Origin of the sequence: Bradyrhizobium sp. LB11.1 (genome assembly GCF_040549385.1) — a bacterium.
Taxonomy (GTDB): Bacteria; Pseudomonadota; Alphaproteobacteria; order Rhizobiales; family Xanthobacteraceae; genus Bradyrhizobium.
The window spans coordinates 310,943-334,976 of record NZ_JBEPTH010000002.1 but is presented as its reverse complement, the minus strand read 5'-3'; the positions used below and the strand labels follow the sequence as shown (position 1 = coordinate 334,976).

Here is a 24,034-nt window from a genome sequence, read left to right as displayed (position 1 = left end):
AATTTCAGGAATTCACGACGCTTCATCGAGATCCTCCCTTGCGAGTTGAGCCTTTGCGGCGCTTGGCAGCCGATGGGTCTCGGCTGTTTTCGGATCGGCCTGTGCCTCGCCGGATCGGCGGAACCGCCATCGCGCGACGAGCTGGCCGAGATTCTGTTCCTGCACCAGCACGGTGCAGACGATGATCAACCCCTTCATCACCAGCTGGACGTTGGAGTCGATGTTCTGAAGCTGCAGGATGTCGGAGAGCAGGCCGAAGATCAGGACGCCGACAAAGGTGCCGGCGAGGCCGCCACGGCCGCCCATCAGGCTGGTGCCGCCGATCACGACGGCGGCGATCGCGTCGAGCTCGAGGCCGGTGCCTGCGTCGGGCTTGCCCTGCCGGTACTGCGCGACGAACAGCACGCCGGCGATTCCCGCGAGAAGGCCCGACAACAGGTAGGCCGTGAGCTGCACCTGTGCGACCTTGATGCCGGAAAGCTTTGCGGCTTCGACGTTGCCGCCGATCGCGTAAGCATAACGACCGAAGGGGGTGAAGCGCAGGATCGCGCCGAACAGGCAGATGGCTGCAAGGAAGAAGACGCTCGGAACAGGCAATACGCCCCACAGCATCGAGCGCAGCAGCTCGAAGGCCTCGGTCGCATTGGTGCCGGTGTAGACCGGTACCACGGCGTTGTCGGACCCGGCCGTCAATCGCGCGATGCCGAGTGCACTGACCATCATCGCCAGCGTTGCGATGAAGGGCTGCAGCCGGCCGGCGACGATGAGAAGTCCGTTGATGCCGCCGAGCAGCATCGCGAGGCAGGGCGCGATCAGCAGGACACCGAGAACGCCGAATTTGGCTGGCACCTGGTTCGTCGTCCACCATCCGATCGCGATCGCGGCGACAAGGCCGAGCAATCCCGGAATGCCCGTGCCCTGCCAGCGTGTCAGCGAGATCTCGCGTCGCCGTCCGGCGCTGACATCGCGGCCACGCGCGAGGCCGGCGAGCACGAAGCGCGCAGCAAGTGCCACGGCAGCGCCGCCGACGAGGATCGCGGCCGGCACGCCCATCGCGGACGCCGAAGTCCAGCCGGGCTTGGTCAGCAGCATCGCGCAGATCACCGTCGAGAAGCCCATCACCGAGCCGACCGACAGATCGATGCCGCCGAGCAGGATGACCATGGTCATTCCGGTCGCGACCAGTCCGGTGATCGAGACCTGGCGCAGCACGTCGGTCAGGTTGCCGTAGGACAGGAAGATGTTGTGGCCGGATGACGTGTGCGGCGAGATGAGCGCGCCGATCAGGCAGATCAGCAGGAGGCCCCAATAGAGCTTGGTGCGCGAGAGCAGGCGGAATATGGCCTTCATGATGCGGCGTCCTGCGACCAATTCGCCATCCCCGGTGCTGCAAGACGCATCACCGTCTCTTGCGTCGCGTTCTCGCGTGCGAGGATGCCGGTCTGCCGTCCCTCGCACATGACGAGGATGCGGTCGGACAGCAGCAGCAGCTCGGGCATCTCCGAGGTGACCACGATGATGCCGAGCCCTTGCCCGGCGAGATCGAAGATCAACCGGTAGATCTCCAGTTTGGCGCCGATGTCGATACCGCGGGTTGGCTCGTCGAGCAGCAGGATGCGCGGTTCGGTCGCCAGCCATTTGCCGATCACGACCTTTTGCTGGTTGCCGCCGGACAGCGCGGCTGCTTCCTGGCCGATGCCGGTGCAGCGAACCGAGAGCCGCTTGACCATGTCGGCGGCGAGCGCGCGTTCGCGGGCGAACGCGCGCAGACCGAATCGTGAGAGCGCGCCGATCGAGGGCAGGGCGACATTGTCGCAGATCGAGGCGGCCAGATGCAGGCCGCGCTCCTTGCGATCCTCGCTGACGAGCGCGACGCCGAGATGGTAGGCGTCGGAGGGCGAGTTGATGTCGACCGCCGCACCGTCGATCGCGATGCTGCCGGTCCGCCAGCCGCGGGCCACGCCGAAGATCGACTCCAGGATCTCCGTCCGTCCGGACCCGAGCAAGCCGCCGACACCGAGAATCTCGCCGCGCTTCAGCTCGAAACTCACGCCGCCCAGCGTCCGCCGCCATCCGTGCGGACCGAGCGCATCAAGCGTCAGGTCCTGCACCGAGAGGACGACCGCGCCGTCCTGCGCCGTCGCGCCGCGCTCGCTCGCGGCCATCTCGCGGCCGACCATCGCCGATATGATGGCTCCGCGCGAGAGTTCATCAATTCCTGCCGTCACCACGCACCGGCCGTCGCGCAGCACGGTGACGCGGTCGGCAAGCTCCAGCACCTCCTCGATACGATGCGATGTGTAGATGATCGCGACGCCTTCGCGCGCGAGCTGGCGCACGATCTTGAACAGCGTGTCGCATTCCGACGACGATAGCGCCGAGGTCGGCTCGTCCATGATGAGGATGCGCGCATTGAGCGACAGCGCCTTGGCGATCTCGACGAGCTGCTGTTCGCCGACGCGCAAGCCGGCAATCCTGGTGTCCGGCGCGATGGTTACGCCGAGGCGCGCCAGCAGGCGCTCGGCCGCCCTGCCCATCCGGCGCCGGTCGATCAACACGCCGCCGATCAGCGGCTCTCGGCCAAGGAAGATATTGTCGGCGACACTCAGCTCGGGAACGAGGTTGAGCTCCTGGTGGATGATGGCGACGCCGGCCTCTTCAGCATCGCGCACGCCGCTGAAGGACGCAGCATGGCCCTCGACCAGAATGGTGCCGTCGTAGCTCGTGTGCACACCGGCGAGGATCTTCATCAGAGTGCTCTTGCCGGCACCGTTCTCGCCCATCAGCGCGTGCACTTCGCCGTGGCGCAGATCGAAGCTGACGTCGTGGAGCGCCTTCACGCCGGCAAACGATTTGGAGACCCGCTCCGCGCAGAGCACGGCGAGTCCGCCCTGGACGCCGGCACGGCTGCCAAGCTCGACCACGCGAGAGGAGCGCGGCGCACCGCGCTCGCCGTCTGCCCCGAGCGCGCCGAAGCGTGTCTCCATTGGATTTTCCTCCCGGCGTGCCGTCGGTCCTTGAAGACATCGAGCCGCAGGTGATCGTTTTGCTTATTGACTGATATGCTAGTTATATCAGTTGATGCTCGTCAAGCCTTTTGGCCGCACGATTGGCGTCGCGGCATCGAAATGTGTAGATCGGCCGGGGGAACACAGCATGCATTCAATCGGCGGGTTCAGTGGCGGCGCGAAGCCAGCGCGCGGACGCAGCGCAGGTGGATCGAAAGTCGATCAGGCCTATCTTGCGCTGAAGCACGCCATCGTCTCCGGCACGCTCGCGCCTGAAACGCCGATCGACAAGAACGAGTGGTGCGCGCTCTTCGAAGTGTCGAAGCTGTCGATCACGACGGCGATCAACAGGCTCGCCTTCGAAGGACTCGTCGTGGTCGAGCCGCAGCGCGGCTCCTACGTCGCCAGGATTCATCTCGAGGACGTGCGGCAGTGGATGCTGATGCGTCGCGCGCTCGAGGTCGAGGTCGTCGGCGTCTGCGCGGCCGGCATGTCTGACGATGCGATCGGCGCGCTCAGCCGGAATCTCGCCTATCAAACAGCTGCGATCGCGAGCGGAGACCTCGAAGGCTTCCACGAGCTCGATACCAGGTTTCATCACCAGATGACCGAAAGTCCGAGCCTCGCGCGCGTCGGCGAAGTTCTCGATCCGATCCGAACTCATCTTGAACGTGTTCGCCGCACGCTGCTGCCCGAGCCGGGCCGGCTCAAAGGAACTTACATGGAGCACGAGGCGATCTACCGCAGGATTGCAGATCGCGATCCGGACGGGGCCAGAGGCGAGATGGCGAACCATCTCGATCGCGTCGCGCGCGAGCTGCATGCCTTCGTGGAGAAGCATCCCGGCTTCTTCGAGAGCTAGGAATTACGATGACGATGCCGCACTTACATCCGTTGCCAGATTACGTGCACTGGCACCGCAATTCCAAAACAAGAACCCCCCTAGGGGGGCTCTGTCAGGCGCCGACGGGTGGGGCAGGAGGCGCCGAAGCCTCCCAATATGGTTGTGCGTCCCTCTGGGCGATTTAGCGCTCAATCGGAATGTAGACTTCAAAAGTCGGCACTTGTGTATCGGACAGCTCGGACAGTGCCTTCTTTGAAGGGCGCCGAATGATGTCAACGCTTTCAGGTGTGCCGTTGGTGCCGCCATACCAACCGCGGAATTACGGTGACAGTGCACTTAACTGTCGCGATCCTCGCGCGGCTTGGGCCCCCGCTTGGCTGGCTTGAGAACGCGCTTAGTCTTCCGCTCCATCATATCCAGGAACTTCGGATTGCCGAGCGGGCGGCCGATTGTTTCGGCGCCGCGCAGCTGCTCGATCATGCCGGCCTCGCTCTCCTCGGACAGAAAATGCGAAAAGTCCGGATAGCGTTCGCGGATCGGCGCGATCGCTGTGATGCCGTCGTCGCGGCCCCCGACATGTGCACGGACGCTGGACCACCGCCAGTCACGCGCCCGTGCGACGAGCCGCGCCCGCACCGGATTGAGGGAGACGTAGCGCAGCGCAGCAGCGAGGTGCGCCTCGTCCATCGCCACGCAACCAAAACGGCCTTGCCAGAAATGGCCTGTGCGCTTGCGGCGCGCGTGGAGGATGCCGGCGTAGCGCCGATGCACGGGAGCCAGCGCGCGGCGTAACCCGTCGGCGTCGGACGGGACAAGGATCAGGTGCACATGGTTCGGCATCAGGCACCAGGCCCACACCTCGACCCCGGCCGCGTGGCAGCTCGCCGCGAGCAGATCGCAATAGAGCGCGTAGTCGTCATCGCCGAAGAACGTGCGCGCGCCGCCATTGCCGCGCTGGGTGATATGGTGGGGGTAACCGGGAATGACGACGCGGGCGAGACGGGCCATACCGCAGCATGACTGAAAGTCCGGAAGGCGTCAATTAAAATGCACTGTCACCGTAATTCCGTGGGCGGCGTGGTCTCGCCGGCGCAGCAGTTAATGATGATCGTACCGCGCGGCTCCAGCATCGAAGTCGAGGCCATGATCTCCAATCGCGATATCGGTTTCGTCGAGGCCGGGCAGGACGCCGAGATCAAGATCGATACGTTCAATTTCACTCGCTACGGCTTATTGCACGGCAAAGTCACCAGCATCTCGCGCGATGCGATCGTCAAGGACAAGCCGCAGGACCGGACCGGCGCCTCGAAGCAGGGCGGCGCGCTGTCGGAATCAAGCGAGCCCGCGGGCCAGGAGCTGCTCTACACCACGCGCGTGTCGCTTGAAGACACGCTGATGCAGGTCGAGAACAAAATGGTCAACCTCGCGGCGGGCATGGCGGTGACGGTCGAGGTCAAGACGGGACAGCGGCGGATCATCGAATACGTGATGTCGCCGTTGCTGCGGTACAAGCAGGAAAGTTTGAGGGAACGATGATGCTGGCCTGCCATCATACGAATGCGAACCGTGCAGCACGTGGATTGTCGATCGTGCTCCAATCTCTCTTTCCTCGTATTCCGCGTAATTCCGCTTGCAACTACAGAGAGAGAAGTTAGCCTATAACTCTAATCGTGATCGTCGTCTGGGGGAGAGACATTCACAGTGAAGCTGGCAATGAAATGTAGGGATTTCGCGAAACCCTGCTGGCTCTATTCTGTCGGGGTTCTCCGTTGCGTCGCTCACGCGGCGCTTTGCATGAACAGAAGTTCTCTTGGCATTCTTGCGGTGGTCCCATTCTCTTTATATTCTTTAACGGCCGTAGCGCAGGACTGGGATCATTTACCTGATGGGCGCGTGATAATTGAAATAAAGAATAAAAAACTAGCCTTTCCTTCTGTGGGCTTCGATGTTGATCATGTCAGATTCGACGAGGATAGCCTTCAGGATCGCGCTACGTTACGTGAAGTAATCGCATCACCGAACAAGGCAAGAGAGATATTCCGTCGAAGAAGGAACGTTGGAGTCTCGATTTGGGTCGCGCCGAATGAAAGCCGCTTTCTGAACCAGTTTGATCGAGCTGGAATTCAGAATCTGTATCTCTGGTTCAACGTTGGAGAAGACCAACAGCTGTGTCGACTAACAACGGAAGAATTCAATCATGTTGGGGCCGCTCAGCGTAGAAAGCCGCAGTCTGGTTCTAGCCCGTGGGAAGTATCACGAATCAAAGATACGCTCTTCTATTCCTATGTCGGGCCAGAATTGAAGTTGGCTTGGCCAGGACTCAAGGACATCTCCTGCAATTCGCTTTCGTACTGCGGGGTGAACATCTGTTTAACTCCAGAACTGAGCTTCTCGTACGGCTTTGGAAGCAAAGCTATAGCGCAAGATCGATGGGTGGAGCTGTCGCGACAGGTCGACGCCATTCTTTCGAATATCGTGGGTGAGTCCAGCAAAGACAAAGGAGGCGGTCGTGACTTTCGCAATCACGGATCAATCAACGATCAACGCCATCAGGACCGCTTACAACAATCAGCAGTGGTCTCTAGCCTACGACCTTGTCTTTCAGGCGATTACCGATACGACGGTCACCGAGGTGGAGGGGGTGCAATCGACATTGACATCGCCATCATCGGGCGTTGATCCGGCAGTGTGGCTCTGGGTCTCAGGCGCTAGGTACGTCAATTCGGCTACCGGTGCCTTCGCGAATTACATCCGGCAATATACTGCGGAGCAGTATTTCTTACGAACGGGAGAGGCGCTTGATATTTCAACAAATCCGTCCGGAGAGCTTCAAAAGGCGTCGAACCTTATAGCGCAGCGGTTTATCCTTACTCTTTTTGGCGTTCCGCTCCCGCCAAATCCGACGAACCCACTACCACCGATTTTGGATCTCTCGCCAGGGTCCTTAGTGTTGCCTGATCTCCATCAAGTCGGCCTCGTTGATGCGGGCGCCGCAGCGGCAGCGGTATTCCCTGACGTAAATTATTCGCCTTGGGCTGGTACGGTGCTTTTTAGTCAACTGGGTGATAACTCCTTCTTTAAGGATTGGGTCCTCACCACGGATGCCACCAATGGTTACAAGAAGGAGGCTGGCACGTATGACCTCGCATCAGTCGCCAAGGTGACTACCGATCTTTACACCTTCGGCTTTGAACTCAGAGCGCTTGCTACAGATCTAAGCACGGTTCTGAATGTTCTGGCATTGGGAACGTCGTCGTCGGGCGATGCCGCCTCCGCGACCAACGCGTTCTTTAGTGAGACTTATGGCGTTCCGTTGGGTGCACTGGACATTGGGAATTACGGTGACAGTGCACTTAACTGTCGCGATCCTCGCGCGGCTTGGGCCCCCGCTTGGCTGGCTTGAGAACGCGCTTAGTCTTCCGCTCCATCATATCCAGGAACTTCGGATTGCCGAGCGGGCGGCCGATTGTTTCGGCGCCGCGCAGCTGCTCGATCATGCCGGCCTCGCTCTCCTCGGACAGAAAATGCGAAAAGTCCGGATAGCGTTCGCGGATCGGCGCGATCGCTGTGATGCCGTCGTCGCGGCCCCCGACATGTGCACGGACGCTGGACCACCGCCAGTCACGCGCCCGTGCGACGAGCCGCGCCCGCACCGGATTGAGGGAGACGTAGCGCAGCGCAGCAGCGAGGTGCGCCTCGTCCATCGCCACGCAACCAAAACGGCCTTGCCAGAAATGGCCTGTGCGCTTGCGGCGCGCGTGGAGGATGCCGGCGTAGCGCCGATGCACGGGAGCCAGCGCGCGGCGTAACCCGTCGGCGTCGGACGGGACAAGGATCAGGTGCACATGGTTCGGCATCAGGCACCAGGCCCACACCTCGACCCCGGCCGCGTGGCAGCTCGCCGCGAGCAGATCGCAATAGAGCGCGTAGTCGTCATCGCCGAAGAACGTGCGCGCGCCGCCATTGCCGCGCTGGGTGATATGGTGGGGGTAACCGGGAATGACGACGCGGGCGAGACGGGCCATACCGCAGCATGACTGAAAGTCCGGAAGGCGTCAATTAAAATGCACTGTCACCGTAATTCCGTAATTCCGCTAATTCAGAACTGGCTGACCTCGATCGTGCCTTCGGCCTCCAGCAATCCAACCGGCATCGGCCGCTCCTCCCAATGAGCCCGCAGCCGCAAGGTGACTCGCAACCCAGTCAGACGTAGCGAACCGTCTTCGTGCGACAGGCCCATGACGGGAGAAGGTGCGGAGACACACCGCCGCAGCGCTGGCTTGGTGCGCTTGCAGCCCGCTCAACAAAAAGCGCGAGCCGGCGAATGCCGGCCCGCGCCGTTCAGATCAGATGATGGTGCGGCGACCCAGCCCCGGGATCAGCCCTTGGCCGGCTTGTGCGGACAGACCATCGTCAGGTTGAGCAGCTTCGGCGTCTTGCTACTCCCCTCGTAGTCCCACTCCAGCCGAATCTCATGCCGGTCGGCATTGCGATCGGTCGGCTCGTGCGTGATGATGTTGGTCTTCATCGGAATCGGCGGCTCCGAATTGAAGCATTTGCGGACGCAGGCATCGAGCAGCGCGCATCGGGTCAGCGGGACGACGTTGGGCTCGTCCTTGGATAGGGGCGTGGTATTCGGCTGGTTGGTGAGGTCGAGACGAGCGCGACCCTTTTCCTTCTGCCAGTGCTTCGCGCTGCCCTGCGGCCACTTGCTCTTCGGCGTCAAAATCAGGTGATACTGGCCGTATTCGAGCGTAGGCACGTGAATATTTTCCGACGCTTTGAGCTTTTTGACGCTCTTCTTCATATTCTCCATTGGAAAGTAATTCGCGTTCATCAAGTCCTTAAATGGCCGGCCCGTATAAACTCTCATGCCCATGTGTTTGCCCCTTAATGAGTCCCTTGGCTTCCCCGGGAAATATGCCGCTCTGCGAAACTGCCGGTTGGAACGAGAGCCTGGCGGCCCGCGATTCGAAGCCCCTTTTTCCGCGCGACATCAAGCAGGCTACCATCTGTGGCTGTGAATCGTCCAGATTACCAACCGTGTCGGCAGCGCTCTGCCGAAGATGGACCGCCTGCCCCGTTGCTAAGCAAGGTTCGATAAGCGATCCTGTTGCGAACCGCGCGCGGAGGCCCGATCGACAGTGCCGTTGGAATCACTTGAGAGCACGGGAATGCATTGCGCCGCATGTCAGTCGGCGATCGACCCGGGCGACAGCCGGTGCCCCAAATGCGGGGCGGCCGTCCGGCGCTCCGATCCCGACAGCGAACGTCGCTTCGTCACAATTCTCCGTGCCGATGTGATCGATTCCACCGGGCTCGTCGCCGAGCTCGATCCGGAGGAGGCGGTCTCGCGCCTCGAGCCTGCGCTGGCCGCCATGCGCGGCGCGGTACGACAATTCGGCGGCATCGTCAGCAAGGAGCTCGGTGACGGGCTCTCCGCTGTGTTCGGCGCCCCGATCGCGGACGACAATCATGCGCCCCTGGCGTGCCATGCCGCGATCGAACTGGTCCGGCGCGTCGCCAGCCTCGGTGATCCCGGGCTTCAGGTTCGGGTCGGCCTCCACTCCGGCCATGTCGTTGCCTACATGGTCGCCAGCGAGTTCTCCAAGGTCTACGAGATCGGCGGTGCCGCCCAGCATCTGGCCGCGCGGCTGGAGCAGGTGGCCGCAGCTAACCAGATCTACGTCTCGGAAGCCTGTCAGCAACTCGCCGACGGACATGTCCGGTTCGAGCACCTCGGCGGTCAATCCCTGCGCGGCTTCAGCCAGCCTGTGCCGGTCTACCGGATCGTGGGTGCGAGCGATCTGTCGAGCTGGCGGGTGCGGCGCGCCCGCAGCGTCTCCCGATTCGTCGATCGCACGACCGAGCGGGCCCTGCTGGATCGCGCGGCCGGGCAGGCCAGGGCCGGCCGGCAAACGGTCCTGCTGCTGGGCGATGCGGGCATCGGCAAATCGCGGCTGGCGCATGAATTCGCCCAGAAGCTCAAGGCCGAAGGTTGGCGATTGATCGACGCCGAGTGCAGCCCGAATCTGCAGGGCGCGCCCTTCAGCACGCTTAAGCGGATCCTGCTGTCGGCCATGGATGCAGCCGCAAGAGACCCCGGCAATCCCGGAGATCCCCGAGCGGACCTGCCCATGATCCAGCAGAGCGCTCTCGATGCAGTGCTCGATCTGCCGATCTCGAACCCGCAATGGGACGAGCTCGAGCCTCATGCACGGGGACGCGTGATCTCCGATGCAAGCTGCGCCATCATCCAGAACCTGGCCAGCCGCCGGCCGACGATTCTCCTTTTGGAGGATCTCCACTGGATCGACCGGGCCAGCGACGTCGTCGTTGCCGCGATTGCCTCGCTGGGGGTGCCCGATCTCCTCGTGCTGCTCACTTCCCGCCCGAACGGCATGCCGGTCTGGATTGCGCGCTGCCACGCCGAAATCGTTGCGATACGGCCGCTCGACGACGATTCGGGGCTGGCCATGCTGTCCGACATGCTCGGATCCTCCGAGGCCAATACCGATCTGAAGAGCCGGATCATTTCCCATACGGCCAGCGTGCCGCTGTTCATCGAGGAGGTCTGCCGCGGGCTGAGGGACAGCGGTACGTTGCGCGGCGCGTGGGGCGACCTCGCTCTGGTGCGCCCGATCGACGAGCTCGGTATTCCCACCAGCATTCAGGGCGTGATCGCGGCGCGCCTCGACCGTGTGTCGAAGCAGGAACGGTCCGTCCTGCAGGTCGCAGCCGCGCTGGGGGCGCGGTCGAGCGAGGCCACGCTGCAGAAGATTGCGATCCTGCCCGAAGACGCCCTGCGTGGCTGCCTCGTCTCGCTCGATCGTGCCGAGCTGCTGGTCCGGATCGACAGCGAATTGGAGGATTCGCTGGAGTTTCGCCATGAGATGGTTCGCCAGGTGACCTACGATTCGATGGTCGAGAAGGCGCGCGAGGACATCCATGCGCGCATTCTTGCCGCACTCGAAGGCAGCGGGGCCGAGGATCCCGACAAGCTCTGCTATCACGCCACGCGGGCGAAGAGTTGGGACAAGGCGTTCAGCTACGGCCGGGCCTCGGCGCGAAAATGCCTGGCGCGGTCGGCATTCATCGATGCCGCGGACTATTTCGAGACCGCGATGCGATCGCTCGACATGACGCCGGAAAATCCCGGACGGGAAGCCAAGGCCGTGGATATTCGTATCGAGGCGCGCGCGGCGTTCATCGGGTCCGGCCATATTTCCGAATGGCTGAATCTCGGCAGGGAGGCCCAGCGTCGCGCCGATGCGATCAACGACATCGGCCGGAAGGTGGCCGCCATGACGGTCACGGCGGCGGCGCAGAACTTCTATGGTACGCCGGCCGAAGCGGTGACCAGCGGTGAGGACGTCGTGCGCCTCGCGGAGCAGTGGGGCAATTTGGGCTGGCTCAACGGGGCGCAATACGGCCTCGGCCAGGTGTATTTCCTGGCCGGACGCTATCGTGAAGCCGATCCCCTGTTTGAACGGGTCTGCGCCCAGTTGATGGGGCCGGAGGCGAGCGCGCCGTTCGGAACGACGCGGGAATACGCGTTGTTGCTCGGCTGCATGATGGGCAGCATCAACCACGCCGTCATGGGCGAGCTCGATGCTGCGGAACGGCTCCAGCGGCATGCCGACGCGATCGCGGAAGAGACCAACCGCCCGTATGACCGCGTCGCTGCGGCCTATAGCGGCGGTTGGCTGAAGCTCGGCCGCAACGATCCGGCTGCGGGCGCGGCCATCCTCGAAGGGGGGTTTGTGCTGGCGCAGAAACACGGCATCCGGCTGTTCGTGCCGGTGGTCGCCTGCCATCTCGGCATCGCCTATCTGGAGCAGGGATTGTTCGACCGGGCGCGCCGCATGCTGGCCGAGGCGCGCGAAGAGGCGCGCAACGTCGGCTATACCTCGGCGGTGCTGCGCTCCTCGATCTACCTCGCGCTGGCGACCAACCAGCTCGGCGATGTCCATGCGGCCCAGAACATGCTGCGCGAAGCGCGCAACACCGCGCGTCAGCAGGGCTTCTCCGGCCTCGAGGCCGAGGCCCTGTTTGGCGAGGCTGTGGTGACGCCGCCCTCGAGCGGGGAGAACCAGACCATCATCCTCTCCGCGCTGCGCGCCGCGATCGCGATCGCCTCCGAGAGCGGTGCGAAGCCGCTGCTGCAGAAGGCCGAGGCGATGCTGGACGGCATGCTCGCCGAGGGCGATCAGCTCACCTGAGCCTCGGTCGCGACATCAGGGGTGTTTGCCCGACGGGTCAAATAAATTTCGCAGGCGATGCAAGCACTTGGCTACTGTGCATGGAGTTGTTTTTGCGCTCTTTGCGCGAGGTGGCCCGCGCGTTGTGATGACAAGTCCCTTGCGCGGCTGCCAAGGTCGGCTACCGTCGGGCCCTCTAGCCGTAGGGTTAGGTGACGATTTGATTGACCTTTTTTAGCATCCGATTTCATCGGCGCCGCGACGGCGCGACGCCCACCGGACGAGGCGGGGCCCATGATCATACGGGACCATGCAGCACTCTTGGCGCCGGTCGAGCGCGATTTGCGGCTCGACCTCTTCCGCGGCATCGGCCTATGGATGATCTTTCTCGATCACATCCCGCATGACGTCGTGGCCTGGCTGACGCTGCGCAATTACGGCTTCAGCGATGCCGCCGAGTTCTTCGTCTTCATCTCCGGCTATCTGGTCGGCTGGATCTACGGGCCGATCGTCGCCGGCGGCTGGTTCCTCGCCGCGCTGAAGCGGCTGTGGCGGCGGGCGGCGGAAATGTATGTCGCCCACATCATGCTGTTCCTGCTGTTCACGGCGCAGATAGCCCGCACCGCGCGCCGCTTCGACAATCCGATGTACGAGCACGAGTTCAACGTCTTCAATTTCCTGGCGCATCCGGACGAGCTGATCGGGCAGGCGATCCTGCTGAAGTACAAGCCGGTCAATCTCGACGTGCTGCCGCTCTACATCACGCTGGTGTTCGCCGCGCCCTTCATCGTCTGGTGCCTCGTGCGTCGGCCGAACCTGACCCTGGCGGCCTCCGCGGTGCTCTATGTGCTGTCGCGCTGGTTCGACTGGAACGTCGCGTCCTATCCGCCGGGCACGACCTGGTATTTCAACCCGTTCTGCTGGCAGCTGATGTTCGTGTTTGCCGCCTGGTGCGGCGTCGGCCAGATCGAGAAGATCGGCACATGGGTTTGGTCGAGGGCGGCGATGGCGCTGGCTGCGGCCTGGCTCATCTTCGCCTTCCTGATCGTGATGACCTGGCACGTCCAGGCGCTGGAGGCCATGATCCCGAAATGGATGATCAAGGCGATCTATCCGATCGACAAGACCGACCTCGACATGCTGCGCTTCACGCATTTCCTGGCGCTGGCGCTCTGGGTGACGCATTTCGTCTCGCGCAGATGGAAGGCGCTGCATACCGCGTGGCTGCGTCCCGTCATCCTCTGCGGCCAGCATTCGCTGCCGATCTTCTGCCTGGGCGTGTTCCTGTCGTTCTCCGCGCATTGGATCCTGACGCAATATACCAAGGGTACATGGGAGCAGCTCGCGGTCTCGCTCCTCGGCATCGTCATCATGATCGGCGCCGCCTGGCTGCTCGATCGCGCCGAGCGGGTACCGAACCTGTTTCTGAAAGTGTCGGAGATCGACGACCCCGAACCTGCCGCCGAGAGCGCGCCGGCGGGCCGTTGAATGGAGAGGCCCATGTCCAGACGCTTGCTGACGATCGCCGGCATTCTCCTGGTCCTCGTTGCCGGCGCATCTGCGCAAGCGCCGTCGCCCGAGGCGATGATGGCGGCGCGAAAGCTCGTGGCCACGCTGAAGATCGCCGATCAATATCGCGCGCTGCTGCCGCAGCTGCTGCTCAAGCTGCGGCCGGTGGTGGCGCAGGACAGGCCGGAGATCGAGCACGACTATGATGCGATGACCGCACCGGGTGCCGGGATCTATGCGCCATTCTTTACCGCGATGGTCGACCAGATCGCCGCCGTTTATGCCGCGAGCTTCACCCTGGACGAACTCCGCCAGATCGAGGCGTTCTACGCCCAGCCCGCCGGACAGAAGCTTCTGGCGCAGTCCGATGCGCTTGCGCAAGCGAGCGCGCAGATCGGCCTGGACGCCAGCCAGAAGGCCGCCGACCAACTGAAGCAGCGCCTGATCGAAGCGCTGCGCCAGAAGGGACATAAACTGTAAGTCGCAGCGTTCAGTGGATCGCGGCGTACATGATCTTCTCCTCCGTCGCCTCCAGCGCGGAGAACTCTTCCACGACCTTGCCCTGGCGCGAGACCAAGATGCGGTCGGAGAGCGCCATGATCTCGGGCAGATAAGACGAGATCACCACGACCGCCTTGCCCTCGTCGGCGAGGCGGTTGATCAGCTCGTGGATCTCGACGATGGCGCCGACGTCGACGCCGCGCGTCGGCTCGTCGAAAATGATCAGGTCAGGCTCCTGCACCAGCGACTTGGCGATCACGACCTTTTGCTGATTGCCGCCGGACAGCTCGACCACCTTGCCGTCGTCGCCGATGGCGCGAACCTTGAGCTTCTCGATCCAGGTCTTTCCGATCGCATCGGTCTCTCGCCGCGACAGCATCATGCGCCCCCGCGGAAACTTCGATAGCAGCCCAAGATAGATGTTGCGTGCGATCGAGGACGTCTCGAAGAAGCCCTCGACCTTGCGGTCCTCGGTGACATAGGCAATGCCGGCCTTGACCGCCGGCGCCGGCACCCGGTAGCGCACCGGCTGGTCGTGCAGCAGGATCTCGCCGCCGTGGAAGAAGTCGCGCTTGAGCACGCCGGCGACGATCTTGAAGGTCTCGGTGCGACCCGCACCGACGAGGCCGAACACGCCGGTGATCTGTCCTGCGAATACCGACAGCGAGTTGTTCTTTACCATTGGCGCCATCTTCAAGTTCTGCACCGTGAGCACGCGCGCGCCGACTGGGCGAACGCTGCTTTTTCGCGCGCCATAGAGCGTGTTGGAGAGGTCGCGCCCGACCATGGCCTGCACGATCGCGGCGCGGTCGAACTTGGCGACATCATCGGTCACGACATGCTTGCCGTCACGCAGCACCGTGATGCGGTCCGCGAGCAGCAGAGCCTCTTCCAAGGCGTGCGAGATGAAGACGATCGAAACGCCGCGCTTCTTGAGATCGCGGACGAGGTCGAAGAAGTATTTTTTCTCCTCCGGCGTCAGCGATGCGGTCGGCTCGTCGAAGATGATGACCTTGGCACGGTGCAGGACCGCGCGTGCGATCTCGACCATCTGCTTCTTGGCCGCGCCCAGGCCGCTGACGGTCGCAGTCGGCGTGACGTCGAAATTGAGCGATTGCAGGAACTGCTGCGCGGCGATGTAGATGCCGCGAAGTCGGTTGTAAAATTTCTCCTGGCCGAGAAACAGGTTCTGCGCGACCGTCATGGTCGGCACCAGGCTGTTCTCCTGGAATACCATGGCGATGCCGAGATTGCGCGCCTCCAGTGGCGTCTTCGGCGCGACGTCGGCGCCGTCGACCGTCATGGTCCCCGACGTCAGCGTCACCACGCCCGCCATCACCTTGGTGAGGGTCGACTTGCCGGCACCGTTCTCACCGACCAGCGCGTGGATCTCGCCGCGGCGGAGGTCGAAATCGACCCCGTCGATAGCGGGCACGCCGGCGTAGAGTTTTGTGGCCTTGCGCAGCGAGAGTGCAATGTCGCTCATGGGCGAAACTCCTCGGCAAGGCCAGCAAGGGGCAGTTTCAGGACGCGGCCCGGTCCCTTGGCGATCAGGACGAGGTCGCCACCCATCTCGATGGCCGCAACGACGCCGTGATTGATTCCGTCGACCCGGCTGTGAAGCGAATAGAGCGGCTGGCCGTCCGCATCGAGGCGGATGACGAGGCCGTAGGAACGCGGCGGCGCCCACGGCTTGATGACGCCCATGGTCTTGATGTGCGCGCCCTGCATCGGCTCCTTGAACGAACGCCCGGAGCGCAAGCGCGGCGCGACCCAATAGGCCGGATCGATCTCGGCCATCATGCGGCGTCGATAGCCGGGCTCGCGCAACACGAATTCGACAAGCTGGGTCCGTGCGGCGAAGGCGGTGAGCCAGTAACCGCCGCCAGAGGCCTTCGACAGCCGCGACGGATAGACGGGGAGGTGACCGAGCACGACCTTTGGTGATGCGCCGGGGGCAACGAGAACGAGGCGATGGCGCCAGCTCTCGCTGACCAGCAGGGCGTTGCCATGCGCGCAGGCGCCGAAAGCGTAGCCGAGCCCCTGGGCCAATCGCGTCACAGTCTTGGTGCCGGGATCGAGCTTGAACGTCCGGCCGGTCCGATTGAGCTCCAGCAAGTCACGTGCCCAATCGTCGACACCGCATGTCGCCGAGCCGTCGGTTGCGATGAGCGTGTTGTCGTCCGCCAGCGATAGCGCGTTGATGGCGTTGAAAGCCGCATCGGCGAAGGTCACGCTCGGCTGCTCGGCCGAAGGGCCTGCATAAACGCGTACCTCGCGTCCCCCGAGCGCGACGGCAAGGCCGCCGCCGGGAAGGGCAGTGAGAGCCGATATCGGCCGCTCGAAGCTGCGCACCTCCGATGCCGTGCCGCCGCTCAGGCACATCAGGCGCTGACCATCCGCGATGAAGAGGTTGCTCCCATCGGTAGCAAGGTCTTCCGGCTCCTCGCATGTCAGCAAGGTCTCGGCCGATTCCAGTTTCTGGTTTGGCTTCAATGCGCCGTCGAAGGACGGCACGGTGATAGTGGCGTCGCCGCGTCCGAGAAAGCGGTTGGCGAACTCCTTGACGGCCGCGATCACGACTGCTTCCCCCATCGTTTCTCATACTGGACGAAGTTCGGATCGGCGTTGTCGAGCTTGTAGCGGCCAATCCGGTTGTTGAGGATGCCGCCCAGATAGAGATAGCCGCGATGCTCGCGCATCGAGGTGATCATCGGATGGTTTTCACCGTGCAGATCCCAGAACGATTCGACGATCTTGCCCTGCTCATTGAACTTGACCACGCAGCCCGTGTTGATGTTGGGGAACAGCCACTCGTCGACAGGAACGCGCTTGGCCATGCGACGGCGGAAGCCCGGCATCTTCCAGGCGAGGTCGAGCGATGGGCTGCGCATGCCGACCAGCGCCAACCAGTAATTGCCGTCGGAGGCGAGATTGATATTGTCCGGGTAGCCGGGCAGATTGTCCATGACGACCTCGACCGCGCCCTTCTTCGGTCCCGCAAACCAATACCGCTTGATCGAGCAACCAAAGGTTTCGGCGAACAAGATCGACTGGCCGTCGCTGGCGACGCAGATGCCGTTCGGGAATTTGAGGCCGCGTAGCTCGGTACGTGTCGTGCCGGTCTTGGTGTCGTAGGAGATGATGCGACCGTTGCCGCGCGCTTCCAGTCCGTCGATCGGCCACTCGTCCATCTCGTAACGCACCGTCGCCTCGGAGAAGAAGATCAGGCCGTCGTCGGTGATGTCGAGGTCGTCGGCGAGTCGCAGCCGGCTGTCGTCGTTGACCGAGCGCATGCTGCGGTTGGTCTCGTCGGTCGCCTTCTCCACCGTGCCGTCGGGCGAGATGCGATAGAGCCCCATGCCGCCGATGCAGACGTAGAGATTGTCCTCGCGATCGAAGGCCATGCCGAGCGGCTGGCCGCCGATATGGGCGAACACTTCCATTTTCTGATAGTCGGGTGCGAGGAAGCGAATGATGTCGCCGTGGCGCGAACCGGCATAGAGATTGTCGTGGCGATCGAGAATGACGTCTTCCGGCGCCTCGATACGGCCGAGGCCGATCGACTCGACGTTGCGCAATTTGTCGTTCTGCTCGAACGGGCCGCCTTGGCCAATCTCCGTGGAGGGCGGCGGCGGCAGCTCGTGGTAGGTCGGCGCGACGTAGACCTTGCTGATGATGCGAGTCCGGTTCTTCTGCCAGCGGATGTCGACCATGGCGGCGACGAGCAGGATGCCCGCGAGCGCCATTCGGTTGACGCCGCCGCGCGCGTTCATGGTCGTCAGGCCATTGGTGATCATGAGCACGATCAGCACCCCGACCGCCGATTTGGCGACCGAGCCCTTGCCGCCGCCGAGTGTGATCCCGCCCAGCACCGTTGCGGTCACCACGATCACCTCAAGCCCGACGCCGATGTCACCACCGACCGTTCCGAGCCGGGACGCGAAGAACAGCGCACCGATGCTGGTCAGCACGCCGCTCGCGACATAGCAGAGCGCAATCGTTCGTCGAACGGGAATGCCGGAATTATACGCCGAGCGGCGCGAGCCGCCGATTGCGGTGATGTGCCAGCCCGGCCGCAGCCGGGTCATGAAGATATGGCCGAAGATCGCGATGACGACATAGAAGAGGGCCACGGTCGGAACGCCGAAGATGCTGCCTGCGCCGATGAAATCCCAGGATGGTATGTCGGGGAAGGCCGAGGCGATAGCGTTGGAGTAGCGCTGGATCAGGAGATCGTAGGCCGAGCGGTAGATGATCAGCGTGATCAGCGTCGTGATGAAGGCCCGAAGCCGTAGATAGCCGATCAGGAAGCCGTTGACGGCGCCGAGCAGCGCGCCACAAAGCAGGGTGGCGGCCACCACTGCCGGGACCGGCCAGCCCAACACGTCGAGACAATAAAGCGCGCAGAAATCGGTGAGCGCGAACATCGACCCCACCGACAGATCGATGCCGCCGACGATGACGACCAGCGCTAGCCCGAGCGCGATGAAGCCGATCTCTCCAGCCTGGCGTGCGGTATCGGCAAGGCTCGCGGGCGACAGGAAGTTGTCGATGGACCGGCTGAGCGCGAAGCCAATGATGAGGAGAAGGATCACCGGGATCGCCGTCTCGGTCCATCGCTTGGACAGGATCTCGCCGAGCAGATGATCGGGCCAGTAGCGGTAACGCAGGCTCGTCAGGGTGTCGCGCATTGGCATTCCAAGACCTTGCAAATTCTAGAGCGACGCCCCGGGCGCGAAGCAGCCCGGGACGTTTGGGCCTGGTGTCGTGAGAATTATTTCTTGAGATCGCTGAGATTCCAGCAGGACATCGGGCTGTCGGCGTTCTCCTTGGTGATCGGAATCAGCGTGGTGTATTCCGAGCCCTTGACCGAGCCGGGCTTGACGCCCGACGACAGCAGCCATTTGATCGTACCGGCCATCTGTGCGGCCTGGGTCGGCACGTCGTAGCTCATGTCGAGGTCGAACGCGCCGGACTTCACGAGCTCACAGGCGCCCTTGCGTTCGCCGCCGCCCGAGGTGGCGAGGAACACCTTGCCGGTGAGACCCGCTTCCTTGACGGCCGCCGCGGTGCCTATGTCCATGCCGTCCCAGAAGCCGACGATGCCGCAAAGATCGGGGTTCTGCTTCAGTACCGTCTGCGTGATTGCCTTCGCCTTGGCTGCGTCCCAATCAGCCGCCTGGCTCGAGACCACCTTGACCTCGGGATGCTTGGCAAGCACGTTCTCGACGCCTTTGAGCGTATAGGCGCTCGCGGCCGCCGACAGTGCACCCTGGATGATCGCGATCTTGTTCGACTTGCCTTCGCAGGCCTTGACCACGCCTTCGGTCTGGCGCTCACCGATCTCGATCCAATTAGCACCGACGAAGGCGGAGCTGCGATAGGCCGAGCCCATGTTGATCTGGATGACGTAGATGCCTTCGTTCTCGGCACGCTGGAGCAGCTTGGCGTAGGTCTGCACGTCCGGATTATGGACCACGATGACCGCCGGCTTTTCCGAGATCAGCGAGGTCACGGCCTGAGCGCCGGCATTGGTGTTCCAATTGGCATCGCGGATCACGAACTTGACGCCGAACGGCTCGAGCTCCTTCTTCAACCCGGCATACCAGCCCTCGGTGAGGTCGAAGTTCATGGCGACCGGGACGTAGGCCACGGTCTTGCCGGCGAGCGCTTCCTTGAACGGCTTCTGGAACGGCTCGTCCAGGCCCTGCTGGGCGAGAGCTGGGCCGGTGAGTACCGCGAGAGCCAGTGCGGCCACAGTCGCCCTTGTCGGGTTGCCAAAATTCTTCATTGCTTCCTCCTTGGTTGTGATTGTCATTGTTGTCAGTCGTTCAGATGTCGCCTTGCTGTGCCGTTTCTTCGTTGCGCGGATTCAGGAAAGAGTCCGTGATGACGGCGAGCAGCAGGACCACGCCCTTGATCAGATTTTGGCCGGCGTAGGAGATGTCCATGATAGTCATGCCGTTGAGCATGGTGCCGATGAGCAGTGTGCCGATAATGACGTTCAGCACGCCGCCACGGCCGCCTGACAATCCGATGCCGCCCAGCACGACCACCAGGATCACGTCGTAAATCAGCGTCGAGTTGAAGACGCGGGTCGGCATCGAATTGACCGAAGCGGCCATCACGAGACCGGCGAAGCAGCCGATCAGGGCCGCGATCACAAATTGCAGCACGACGATCGGGCGGGACGGAATGCCGGTGACGCGCGCGGCGTAAGGGTTATCGCCGATCGCGTAGATATAAGCGCCCCAGCGGGTCTGGCGCAGCAGAAAGGCCACCACGATACAGGCGATCGCGAACATCACGATCGAGGTGGGAATGCCGAGAATGGTGCCCTGTCCGAGCCGCTCGAAGCCGTTCATGCCCGCGCTCCATTGCACGACGTCAAGTTGGAACAGAGCAGCTTGCCCGAGACCGGCAAGCAAGAGTCCTGTTGCCAGCGTCGCAAACAGCGAGGGCACCTCGGCATAGGCGATCAGCCAGCCATTGACGAGCCCGAAGGCGACCGTGAGCAGCACCGCGGTCAGCAGCGAGAACGGCAGCGAATGGCCGTTCTGCACCATCTGAAGGACGAGTCCTGGGGGCACCGCGAGGGCCGCGATCAGCGAGATGTCGATGCCGCGGCCGATCACGACGATTGCCATGGCGAGGCCAAGGATGCCGAGCACCGCCACGTTCTGAAGCAGCGTCAGCATGTTATCGGCGGTTAGGAAGCCATTCAGGAAGATCGAGAACACGAGGAACAGCAGCGCGAAGACGGCGAAGACGATCTCCTGCTGATTGAACCGAAAGCGCTTCATCCCCTTATTGCCTTTCTTCGATGTCGGCCTCTGCGGGTCCGTTATGACGATCGGGTCTCTATGCGGTAGGTCTGCGGAAGCGGGGTCAGGCTTTCCGTGAGTGCCTTCACCCGGTCCTGGTCATTGGAGCCGATCGAGATGTGGACCAGCGTATTCAACCTGGTGTCTTTGTCGACGAGAATGTCTGCCGCGGTGTCCGGACCGAAGATGCGATCGATCTCGGTTCGGACTTTTTCCTGCACAGCGAGGTCGCGAAGCGTGGGCTTGAAGATCTTGCCAACCGCGGTGACGGGGAGGGTCTCGAGCAGCACGACACGCTTCGGCCGGGCGGGAGGCTCATTGACATTGCGTTCGAGATGCTCGCGCAGTTGCGGCAGGTCGATTGTCTGTCCCGGCGACGGCACCACGAAGAGGATGGGAACTTCGCCGGCATAGGCGTCCGGCATGCCGACGGCCGAGCTCATCTGCACGCCGGGGAAGGCATTCGCGACGTCCTCGATCGCGGCCGGGTCGATGTTGTGACCGCTGCGGACGATCAGATCCTTCTCGCGGCCCGTGAGCACCAGTCGCTGGTCCAGGGTGAGGTAGCCGACATCACCGGTGACGATCCAGTGGTCGTCGGTGAGCACGCCCTTGTTGTGCTGGGGATCGACGTAGCCGGGAAACACTTGCGGTCCCCTGACAAGGACAAGGCCGCTGGTGAGCGGCGGGCATTCCGTCTTGAGATCGGCATCCTCAAGCGCGACGATTTTGGTCTGCGCAAACGGCGCTCTGAAGCCGACGCTGCCTTGCACGGGTGTGCCGCGGCCGGGATTGAACGCGATGGCCGCCGCGGTCTCCGTCATGCCGTAGGTCTCGAACAGCGTGATCCCGGTCCGGGCCTGAAACCGCTCGCTGACGGCCTTGGGCGCCACGGCTCCGCCGGTGAGGGCCATGCGAACGGAGCTGACATCGGAAGATCCAATCGGCACCTCGGCGAGAGCCGCAATCGAGGTCGGCACGCCGCTGACGATGGTCGCATGAAACCGCTCGACGGTGTGCCAATAGTCGCGGATCGCATCCGGACTTCTGAGGCTGTAGGGCGAGGGAATGATCACGTGGCCACCGGCCGCCAGTATGGACAGGCCGAGTGTCATCGTGCCGCCGACGTGAAACAGCGGGAAGCCGTTGACGGCGACGTCCAGCTCATCCAGTCCATGAACCTGCGCAAAGCTCCAGGCCGCATGAATCTGGTTTCCATGCGTCAGGCGGACGAGTTTGGGTCGTCCGGTGGTCCCGCCGGTGTGGAACAGCGCGCAGACCGTGTCGCGATCCTGCGATGGCACGAAGTCCAGGCTGTCGCGCATGTTCGCGACCGCCTCGTTGAAGCTCGTGGCGCCGCCGGTCAGGCGGCCGTTCGCCCCGATCACGAAGATCGTCTTGAGCGATGCGGCGCGGCTCGCGACATTGACCGCCTTGGTCCAGATCGCGCGATCGGCCGCTTCCGAGGCAACGACCAGAACGGTTGCGTTCTGCGCTTCGAGCAGATCGGCAATCGCATCTTCGTTCAGGAGATAGTTGATCGAGCTGGCAACGCCCGCGATCTGGGCACCGAGCAATGCCGGGAAGAGCTGCGGCAAGATAGGGCAGAGGAATGCGACAGTCCCGCCATTCCCATTGATGCCGTGCGACCGGAAAAGGTTGGCCGCGCGCGTGATCTCCGCGAGCAACTGCCGATGCGTCAGCGTGACGTCGCCGGGCTCGCGCGAGCCTTTGGTCAGGATCGTCAGCGCAGGCCGGTCGGGATGAAGGCGCGCCGTGGCTTCGAAGAGATCATGCAGATTGCGGGCAGGGATGAGGGAGTCGTACGACTGCCTTTCCAGCGCCTCGATATCGGCGATTGTTTGAATCGGCTGCATGAACCGCGTCGTGATCGGCGAGGACAGGGGCGTGCTCACGAACACCGCCATTCGAGCGGCACGGCGGAGTGTGCAGCAGCTGATCTGTCCTGATGCAAGCGAACGTTTCCTGCCTGGCTCGTTGACCTATTTTTGTTCTTCATAGGCCACACGCCCGGACCCCGCTTGCTCCGGAGCGCAAAGCTTTTGCTTGTCCGCGCAAACCGGTCTTGCGTGTAGGCGGCGGCCATCTAGAATCTCGGCGGCGGGCCAGCTTGTGCGATGCACAAACGGCGTTCATTCTGGTTGCGCGACGGGTGGGCGGACGATGAACCTGATATTCACGACCGACGATTTGGAGCCGTCCAAGCGCTACGCGGCGTGGCAAGGTGCCATTTGCGATGTCTACGTCCATGTCGACGTCAATGCCGAGGAGCGATCCGACTATCACGGCTTCATCCGCGAGGCGCATTTCGGTGCCGTCACGATGACGGACGTGCTGCTGTCGGAGCAGCGTATCTCGCGGCGCGAGCGGCATATCGCGAAGCTCGACAAGGATTGCTACTACGTCGAATTCGTCCAGCAGGGCCGCATCAACGTGCTTCAGGCCGGCCAGACGTTGCTTTCGAACCCCGGCGTGGGCGCGATTTTTTCGGCGTCTGAAGCTTATGATCTCGAATGCGTCGGCAGGGTCCGCTCGCTCTATCTCGAAATCCCCCGCACGGAATTTTCGGCCCGCTTCAGCGAGGGGCGCCTGCCTGTCGTCACGACCATGGCGACGAGCCGTGGTCTTGGACGGATTGCGGCCGAGTTCTGCGCGACGCTCGCTGCGGAAGGCGCATCGCTCGAGGAGACCGCAAGGACCCGCCTTGGTGGTGAGCTGATGGATGTGCTGGCGCTCGCGCTCGATATGGGCGACCGCGACGAGTTCTCGGAAGATGCGAGCGCGCAGCAGGCGCGTCTGCGCTCGGTCAAGGCCTGGATCGAAGCGCACCTCACCGATGCGGATTTGTCGCTGGAGAGGATCGCGAAGAGCAATGGCGTCTCGCTCAGGCATCTGCACTATCTCTTCCGGCTCACGGATGTCTCGGTGTCCGAATGGATTTTGGACCGACGGCTTCAGCGTTGCTATGACGTCTTGACGCGTCCCGAGTTGCGGTCCCTGTCGATCACCGAGGTCGCCTATCAGCTGGGCTTCAGCAGCTCGTCCTATTTCAGCACCGTGTTTCGCAAGAAGTTCGGGCATAGCCCGTCCGACTTGCGACGTCGCTAGAGGACCTGCAGCGCG

18 protein-coding genes and 1 pseudogene are annotated in these 24,034 nt (G+C 63.0%); 8 read left to right on the top strand and 11 right to left on the bottom strand.

The annotated features are described in order from the left end of the window. Positions 1 to 12 precede the first annotated feature (12 nt). The gene (locus ABIA96_RS05480; RefSeq protein ID WP_354136001.1) at positions 13 to 1,350 is read right to left on the bottom strand and encodes an ABC transporter permease; all 1,338 of its coding nucleotides are present in this window, start codon (positions 1,348 to 1,350) and stop codon (positions 13 to 15) included. Beyond that, positions 1,347 to 2,987 (bottom strand): sugar ABC transporter ATP-binding protein, encoded by a 1,641-nt coding sequence (locus tag ABIA96_RS05475; RefSeq protein WP_354136000.1) that lies wholly within the window; start codon positions 2,985 to 2,987, stop codon positions 1,347 to 1,349. Before ABIA96_RS05475 ends, ABIA96_RS05480 begins: the two co-directional genes overlap by 4 nt. Positions 2,988 to 3,156: 169 nt before the next feature. On the opposite strand from ABIA96_RS05475, the gene ABIA96_RS05470 reads away from it, so the two are divergent. Continuing rightward, positions 3,157 to 3,870 carry a GntR family transcriptional regulator gene (locus ABIA96_RS05470; RefSeq protein ID WP_354135999.1) on the top strand — a complete coding sequence of 238 codons (714 nt, stop codon included), beginning with the start codon at positions 3,157 to 3,159 and terminating at the stop codon, positions 3,868 to 3,870. Between the two features lie 318 nt (positions 3,871 to 4,188). Here the strand turns inward: ABIA96_RS05470 and ABIA96_RS05465 are convergent, their stop codons facing one another. Next, positions 4,189 to 4,860 carry a transposase gene (locus tag ABIA96_RS05465; protein ID WP_354135996.1) on the bottom strand — a complete coding sequence of 224 codons (672 nt, stop codon included), beginning with the start codon at positions 4,858 to 4,860 and terminating at the stop codon, positions 4,189 to 4,191. Between the two features lie 54 nt (positions 4,861 to 4,914). Here ABIA96_RS05465 and ABIA96_RS05460 point away from each other — a divergent pair. The 3 genes and pseudogenes from ABIA96_RS05460 to ABIA96_RS05450 form a co-directional block, all read left to right on the top strand. Further along, positions 4,915 to 5,388: pseudogene (locus ABIA96_RS05460) on the top strand (beta-barrel domain-containing protein); the annotation flags it as partial. A gap of 258 nt (positions 5,389 to 5,646) precedes the next feature. After that, positions 5,647 to 6,531, top strand: coding sequence for a hypothetical protein (locus ABIA96_RS05455; protein ID WP_354135998.1), 885 nt, complete (start codon positions 5,647 to 5,649; stop codon positions 6,529 to 6,531). Continuing rightward, positions 6,494 to 7,255, top strand: a complete 762-nt coding sequence (locus ABIA96_RS05450; protein WP_354135997.1) for a hypothetical protein — start codon at positions 6,494 to 6,496, stop codon at positions 7,253 to 7,255. Before ABIA96_RS05455 ends, ABIA96_RS05450 begins: the two co-directional genes overlap by 38 nt. On the opposite strand, the gene ABIA96_RS05445 is transcribed toward ABIA96_RS05450, so the two are convergent. Together ABIA96_RS05445 and ABIA96_RS05440 are read right to left on the bottom strand one after the other, a co-directional pair. Beyond that, entirely contained in the window at positions 7,206 to 7,877 is a 672-nt protein-coding gene (locus tag ABIA96_RS05445; protein ID WP_354135996.1) for a transposase, read from the bottom strand. The genes ABIA96_RS05450 and ABIA96_RS05445 overlap by 50 nt on opposite strands. Before the next feature lie 353 nt (positions 7,878 to 8,230). Continuing rightward, positions 8,231 to 8,731 (bottom strand): hypothetical protein, encoded by a 501-nt coding sequence (locus ABIA96_RS05440; protein ID WP_354135995.1) that lies wholly within the window; start codon positions 8,729 to 8,731, stop codon positions 8,231 to 8,233. 295 nt (positions 8,732 to 9,026) lie between these two features. On the opposite strand from ABIA96_RS05440, the gene ABIA96_RS05435 reads away from it, so the two are divergent. From ABIA96_RS05435 to ABIA96_RS05425, 3 genes are all read left to right on the top strand, one after another. Next, entirely contained in the window at positions 9,027 to 12,074 is a 3,048-nt protein-coding gene (locus ABIA96_RS05435) for an ATP-binding protein (RefSeq protein WP_354135994.1), read from the top strand. 273 nt (positions 12,075 to 12,347) lie between these two features. Then, positions 12,348 to 13,541 (top strand): OpgC domain-containing protein, encoded by a 1,194-nt coding sequence (locus ABIA96_RS05430; RefSeq protein ID WP_354135993.1) that lies wholly within the window; start codon positions 12,348 to 12,350, stop codon positions 13,539 to 13,541. A 12-nt stretch (positions 13,542 to 13,553) separates the two neighbouring features. Next, entirely contained in the window at positions 13,554 to 14,042 is a 489-nt protein-coding gene (locus ABIA96_RS05425; protein WP_354135992.1) for a DUF2059 domain-containing protein, read from the top strand. A gap of 10 nt (positions 14,043 to 14,052) precedes the next feature. Here the strand turns inward: ABIA96_RS05425 and ABIA96_RS05420 are convergent, their stop codons facing one another. The 6 genes from ABIA96_RS05420 to ABIA96_RS05395 form a co-directional block, all read right to left on the bottom strand. Then, a complete protein-coding gene (locus tag ABIA96_RS05420) occupies positions 14,053 to 15,549 on the bottom strand; it encodes a sugar ABC transporter ATP-binding protein (protein WP_354135991.1) in 1,497 nt (498 codons plus the stop codon). Next, positions 15,546 to 16,643, bottom strand: coding sequence for a hypothetical protein (locus ABIA96_RS05415; RefSeq protein WP_354136421.1), 1,098 nt, complete (start codon positions 16,641 to 16,643; stop codon positions 15,546 to 15,548). The genes ABIA96_RS05420 and ABIA96_RS05415 overlap by 4 nt, the downstream gene beginning before the upstream one ends. Next, positions 16,640 to 18,763: an ABC transporter permease gene (locus tag ABIA96_RS05410; protein WP_354135990.1), complete on the bottom strand. Its 2,124-nt coding sequence runs from the start codon at positions 18,761 to 18,763 to the stop codon at positions 16,640 to 16,642. The genes ABIA96_RS05415 and ABIA96_RS05410 overlap by 4 nt, the downstream gene beginning before the upstream one ends. Positions 18,764 to 18,840: 77 nt before the next feature. Then, positions 18,841 to 19,857, bottom strand: coding sequence for a sugar ABC transporter substrate-binding protein (locus tag ABIA96_RS05405; RefSeq protein WP_354135989.1), 1,017 nt, complete (start codon positions 19,855 to 19,857; stop codon positions 18,841 to 18,843). Between the two features lie 40 nt (positions 19,858 to 19,897). After that, complete coding sequence (locus ABIA96_RS05400; RefSeq protein ID WP_354135988.1) at positions 19,898 to 20,869, bottom strand: ABC transporter permease; 972 nt, start codon at positions 20,867 to 20,869, stop codon at positions 19,898 to 19,900. A gap of 41 nt (positions 20,870 to 20,910) precedes the next feature. After that, a complete protein-coding gene (locus ABIA96_RS05395) occupies positions 20,911 to 22,806 on the bottom strand; it encodes an AMP-binding protein (protein WP_354135987.1) in 1,896 nt (631 codons plus the stop codon). A gap of 268 nt (positions 22,807 to 23,074) precedes the next feature. Between ABIA96_RS05395 and ABIA96_RS05390 the strand changes: the two genes are divergently transcribed. Further along, complete coding sequence (locus tag ABIA96_RS05390) at positions 23,075 to 24,019, top strand: helix-turn-helix domain-containing protein (RefSeq protein ID WP_354135986.1); 945 nt, start codon at positions 23,075 to 23,077, stop codon at positions 24,017 to 24,019. The last annotated feature ends 15 nt before the right edge of the window (positions 24,020 to 24,034 follow it).

Excerpts from the sequence above, each read along its gene's own strand:
- ABIA96_RS05390 (WP_354135986.1), top strand. The coding sequence starts at position 23,075 with ATGAACCTGATATTCACGACCGACGATTTGGAGCCGTCCAAGCGCTAC.
- ABIA96_RS05425 (WP_354135992.1), top strand. The coding sequence starts at position 13,554 with ATGTCCAGACGCTTGCTGACGATCGCCGGCATTCTCCTGGTCCTCGTT.
- ABIA96_RS05440 (WP_354135995.1), bottom strand. The coding sequence starts at position 8,731 with ATGGGCATGAGAGTTTATACGGGCCGGCCATTTAAGGACTTGATGAAC.
- ABIA96_RS05480 (WP_354136001.1), bottom strand. The coding sequence starts at position 1,350 with ATGAAGGCCATATTCCGCCTGCTCTCGCGCACCAAGCTCTATTGGGGC.
- ABIA96_RS05475 (WP_354136000.1), bottom strand. The coding sequence starts at position 2,987 with ATGGAGACACGCTTCGGCGCGCTCGGGGCAGACGGCGAGCGCGGTGCG.
- ABIA96_RS05445 (WP_354135996.1), bottom strand. The coding sequence starts at position 7,877 with ATGGCCCGTCTCGCCCGCGTCGTCATTCCCGGTTACCCCCACCATATC.
- ABIA96_RS05470 (WP_354135999.1), top strand. The coding sequence starts at position 3,157 with ATGCATTCAATCGGCGGGTTCAGTGGCGGCGCGAAGCCAGCGCGCGGA.
- ABIA96_RS05465 (WP_354135996.1), bottom strand. The coding sequence starts at position 4,860 with ATGGCCCGTCTCGCCCGCGTCGTCATTCCCGGTTACCCCCACCATATC.
- ABIA96_RS05420 (WP_354135991.1), bottom strand. The coding sequence starts at position 15,549 with ATGAGCGACATTGCACTCTCGCTGCGCAAGGCCACAAAACTCTACGCC.
- ABIA96_RS05400 (WP_354135988.1), bottom strand. The coding sequence starts at position 20,869 with ATGAAGCGCTTTCGGTTCAATCAGCAGGAGATCGTCTTCGCCGTCTTC.
- ABIA96_RS05455 (WP_354135998.1), top strand. The coding sequence starts at position 5,647 with ATGAACAGAAGTTCTCTTGGCATTCTTGCGGTGGTCCCATTCTCTTTA.
- ABIA96_RS05410 (WP_354135990.1), bottom strand. The coding sequence starts at position 18,763 with ATGCCAATGCGCGACACCCTGACGAGCCTGCGTTACCGCTACTGGCCC.
- ABIA96_RS05430 (WP_354135993.1), top strand. The coding sequence starts at position 12,348 with ATGATCATACGGGACCATGCAGCACTCTTGGCGCCGGTCGAGCGCGAT.
- ABIA96_RS05435 (WP_354135994.1), top strand. The coding sequence starts at position 9,027 with ATGCATTGCGCCGCATGTCAGTCGGCGATCGACCCGGGCGACAGCCGG.
- ABIA96_RS05405 (WP_354135989.1), bottom strand. The coding sequence starts at position 19,857 with ATGAAGAATTTTGGCAACCCGACAAGGGCGACTGTGGCCGCACTGGCT.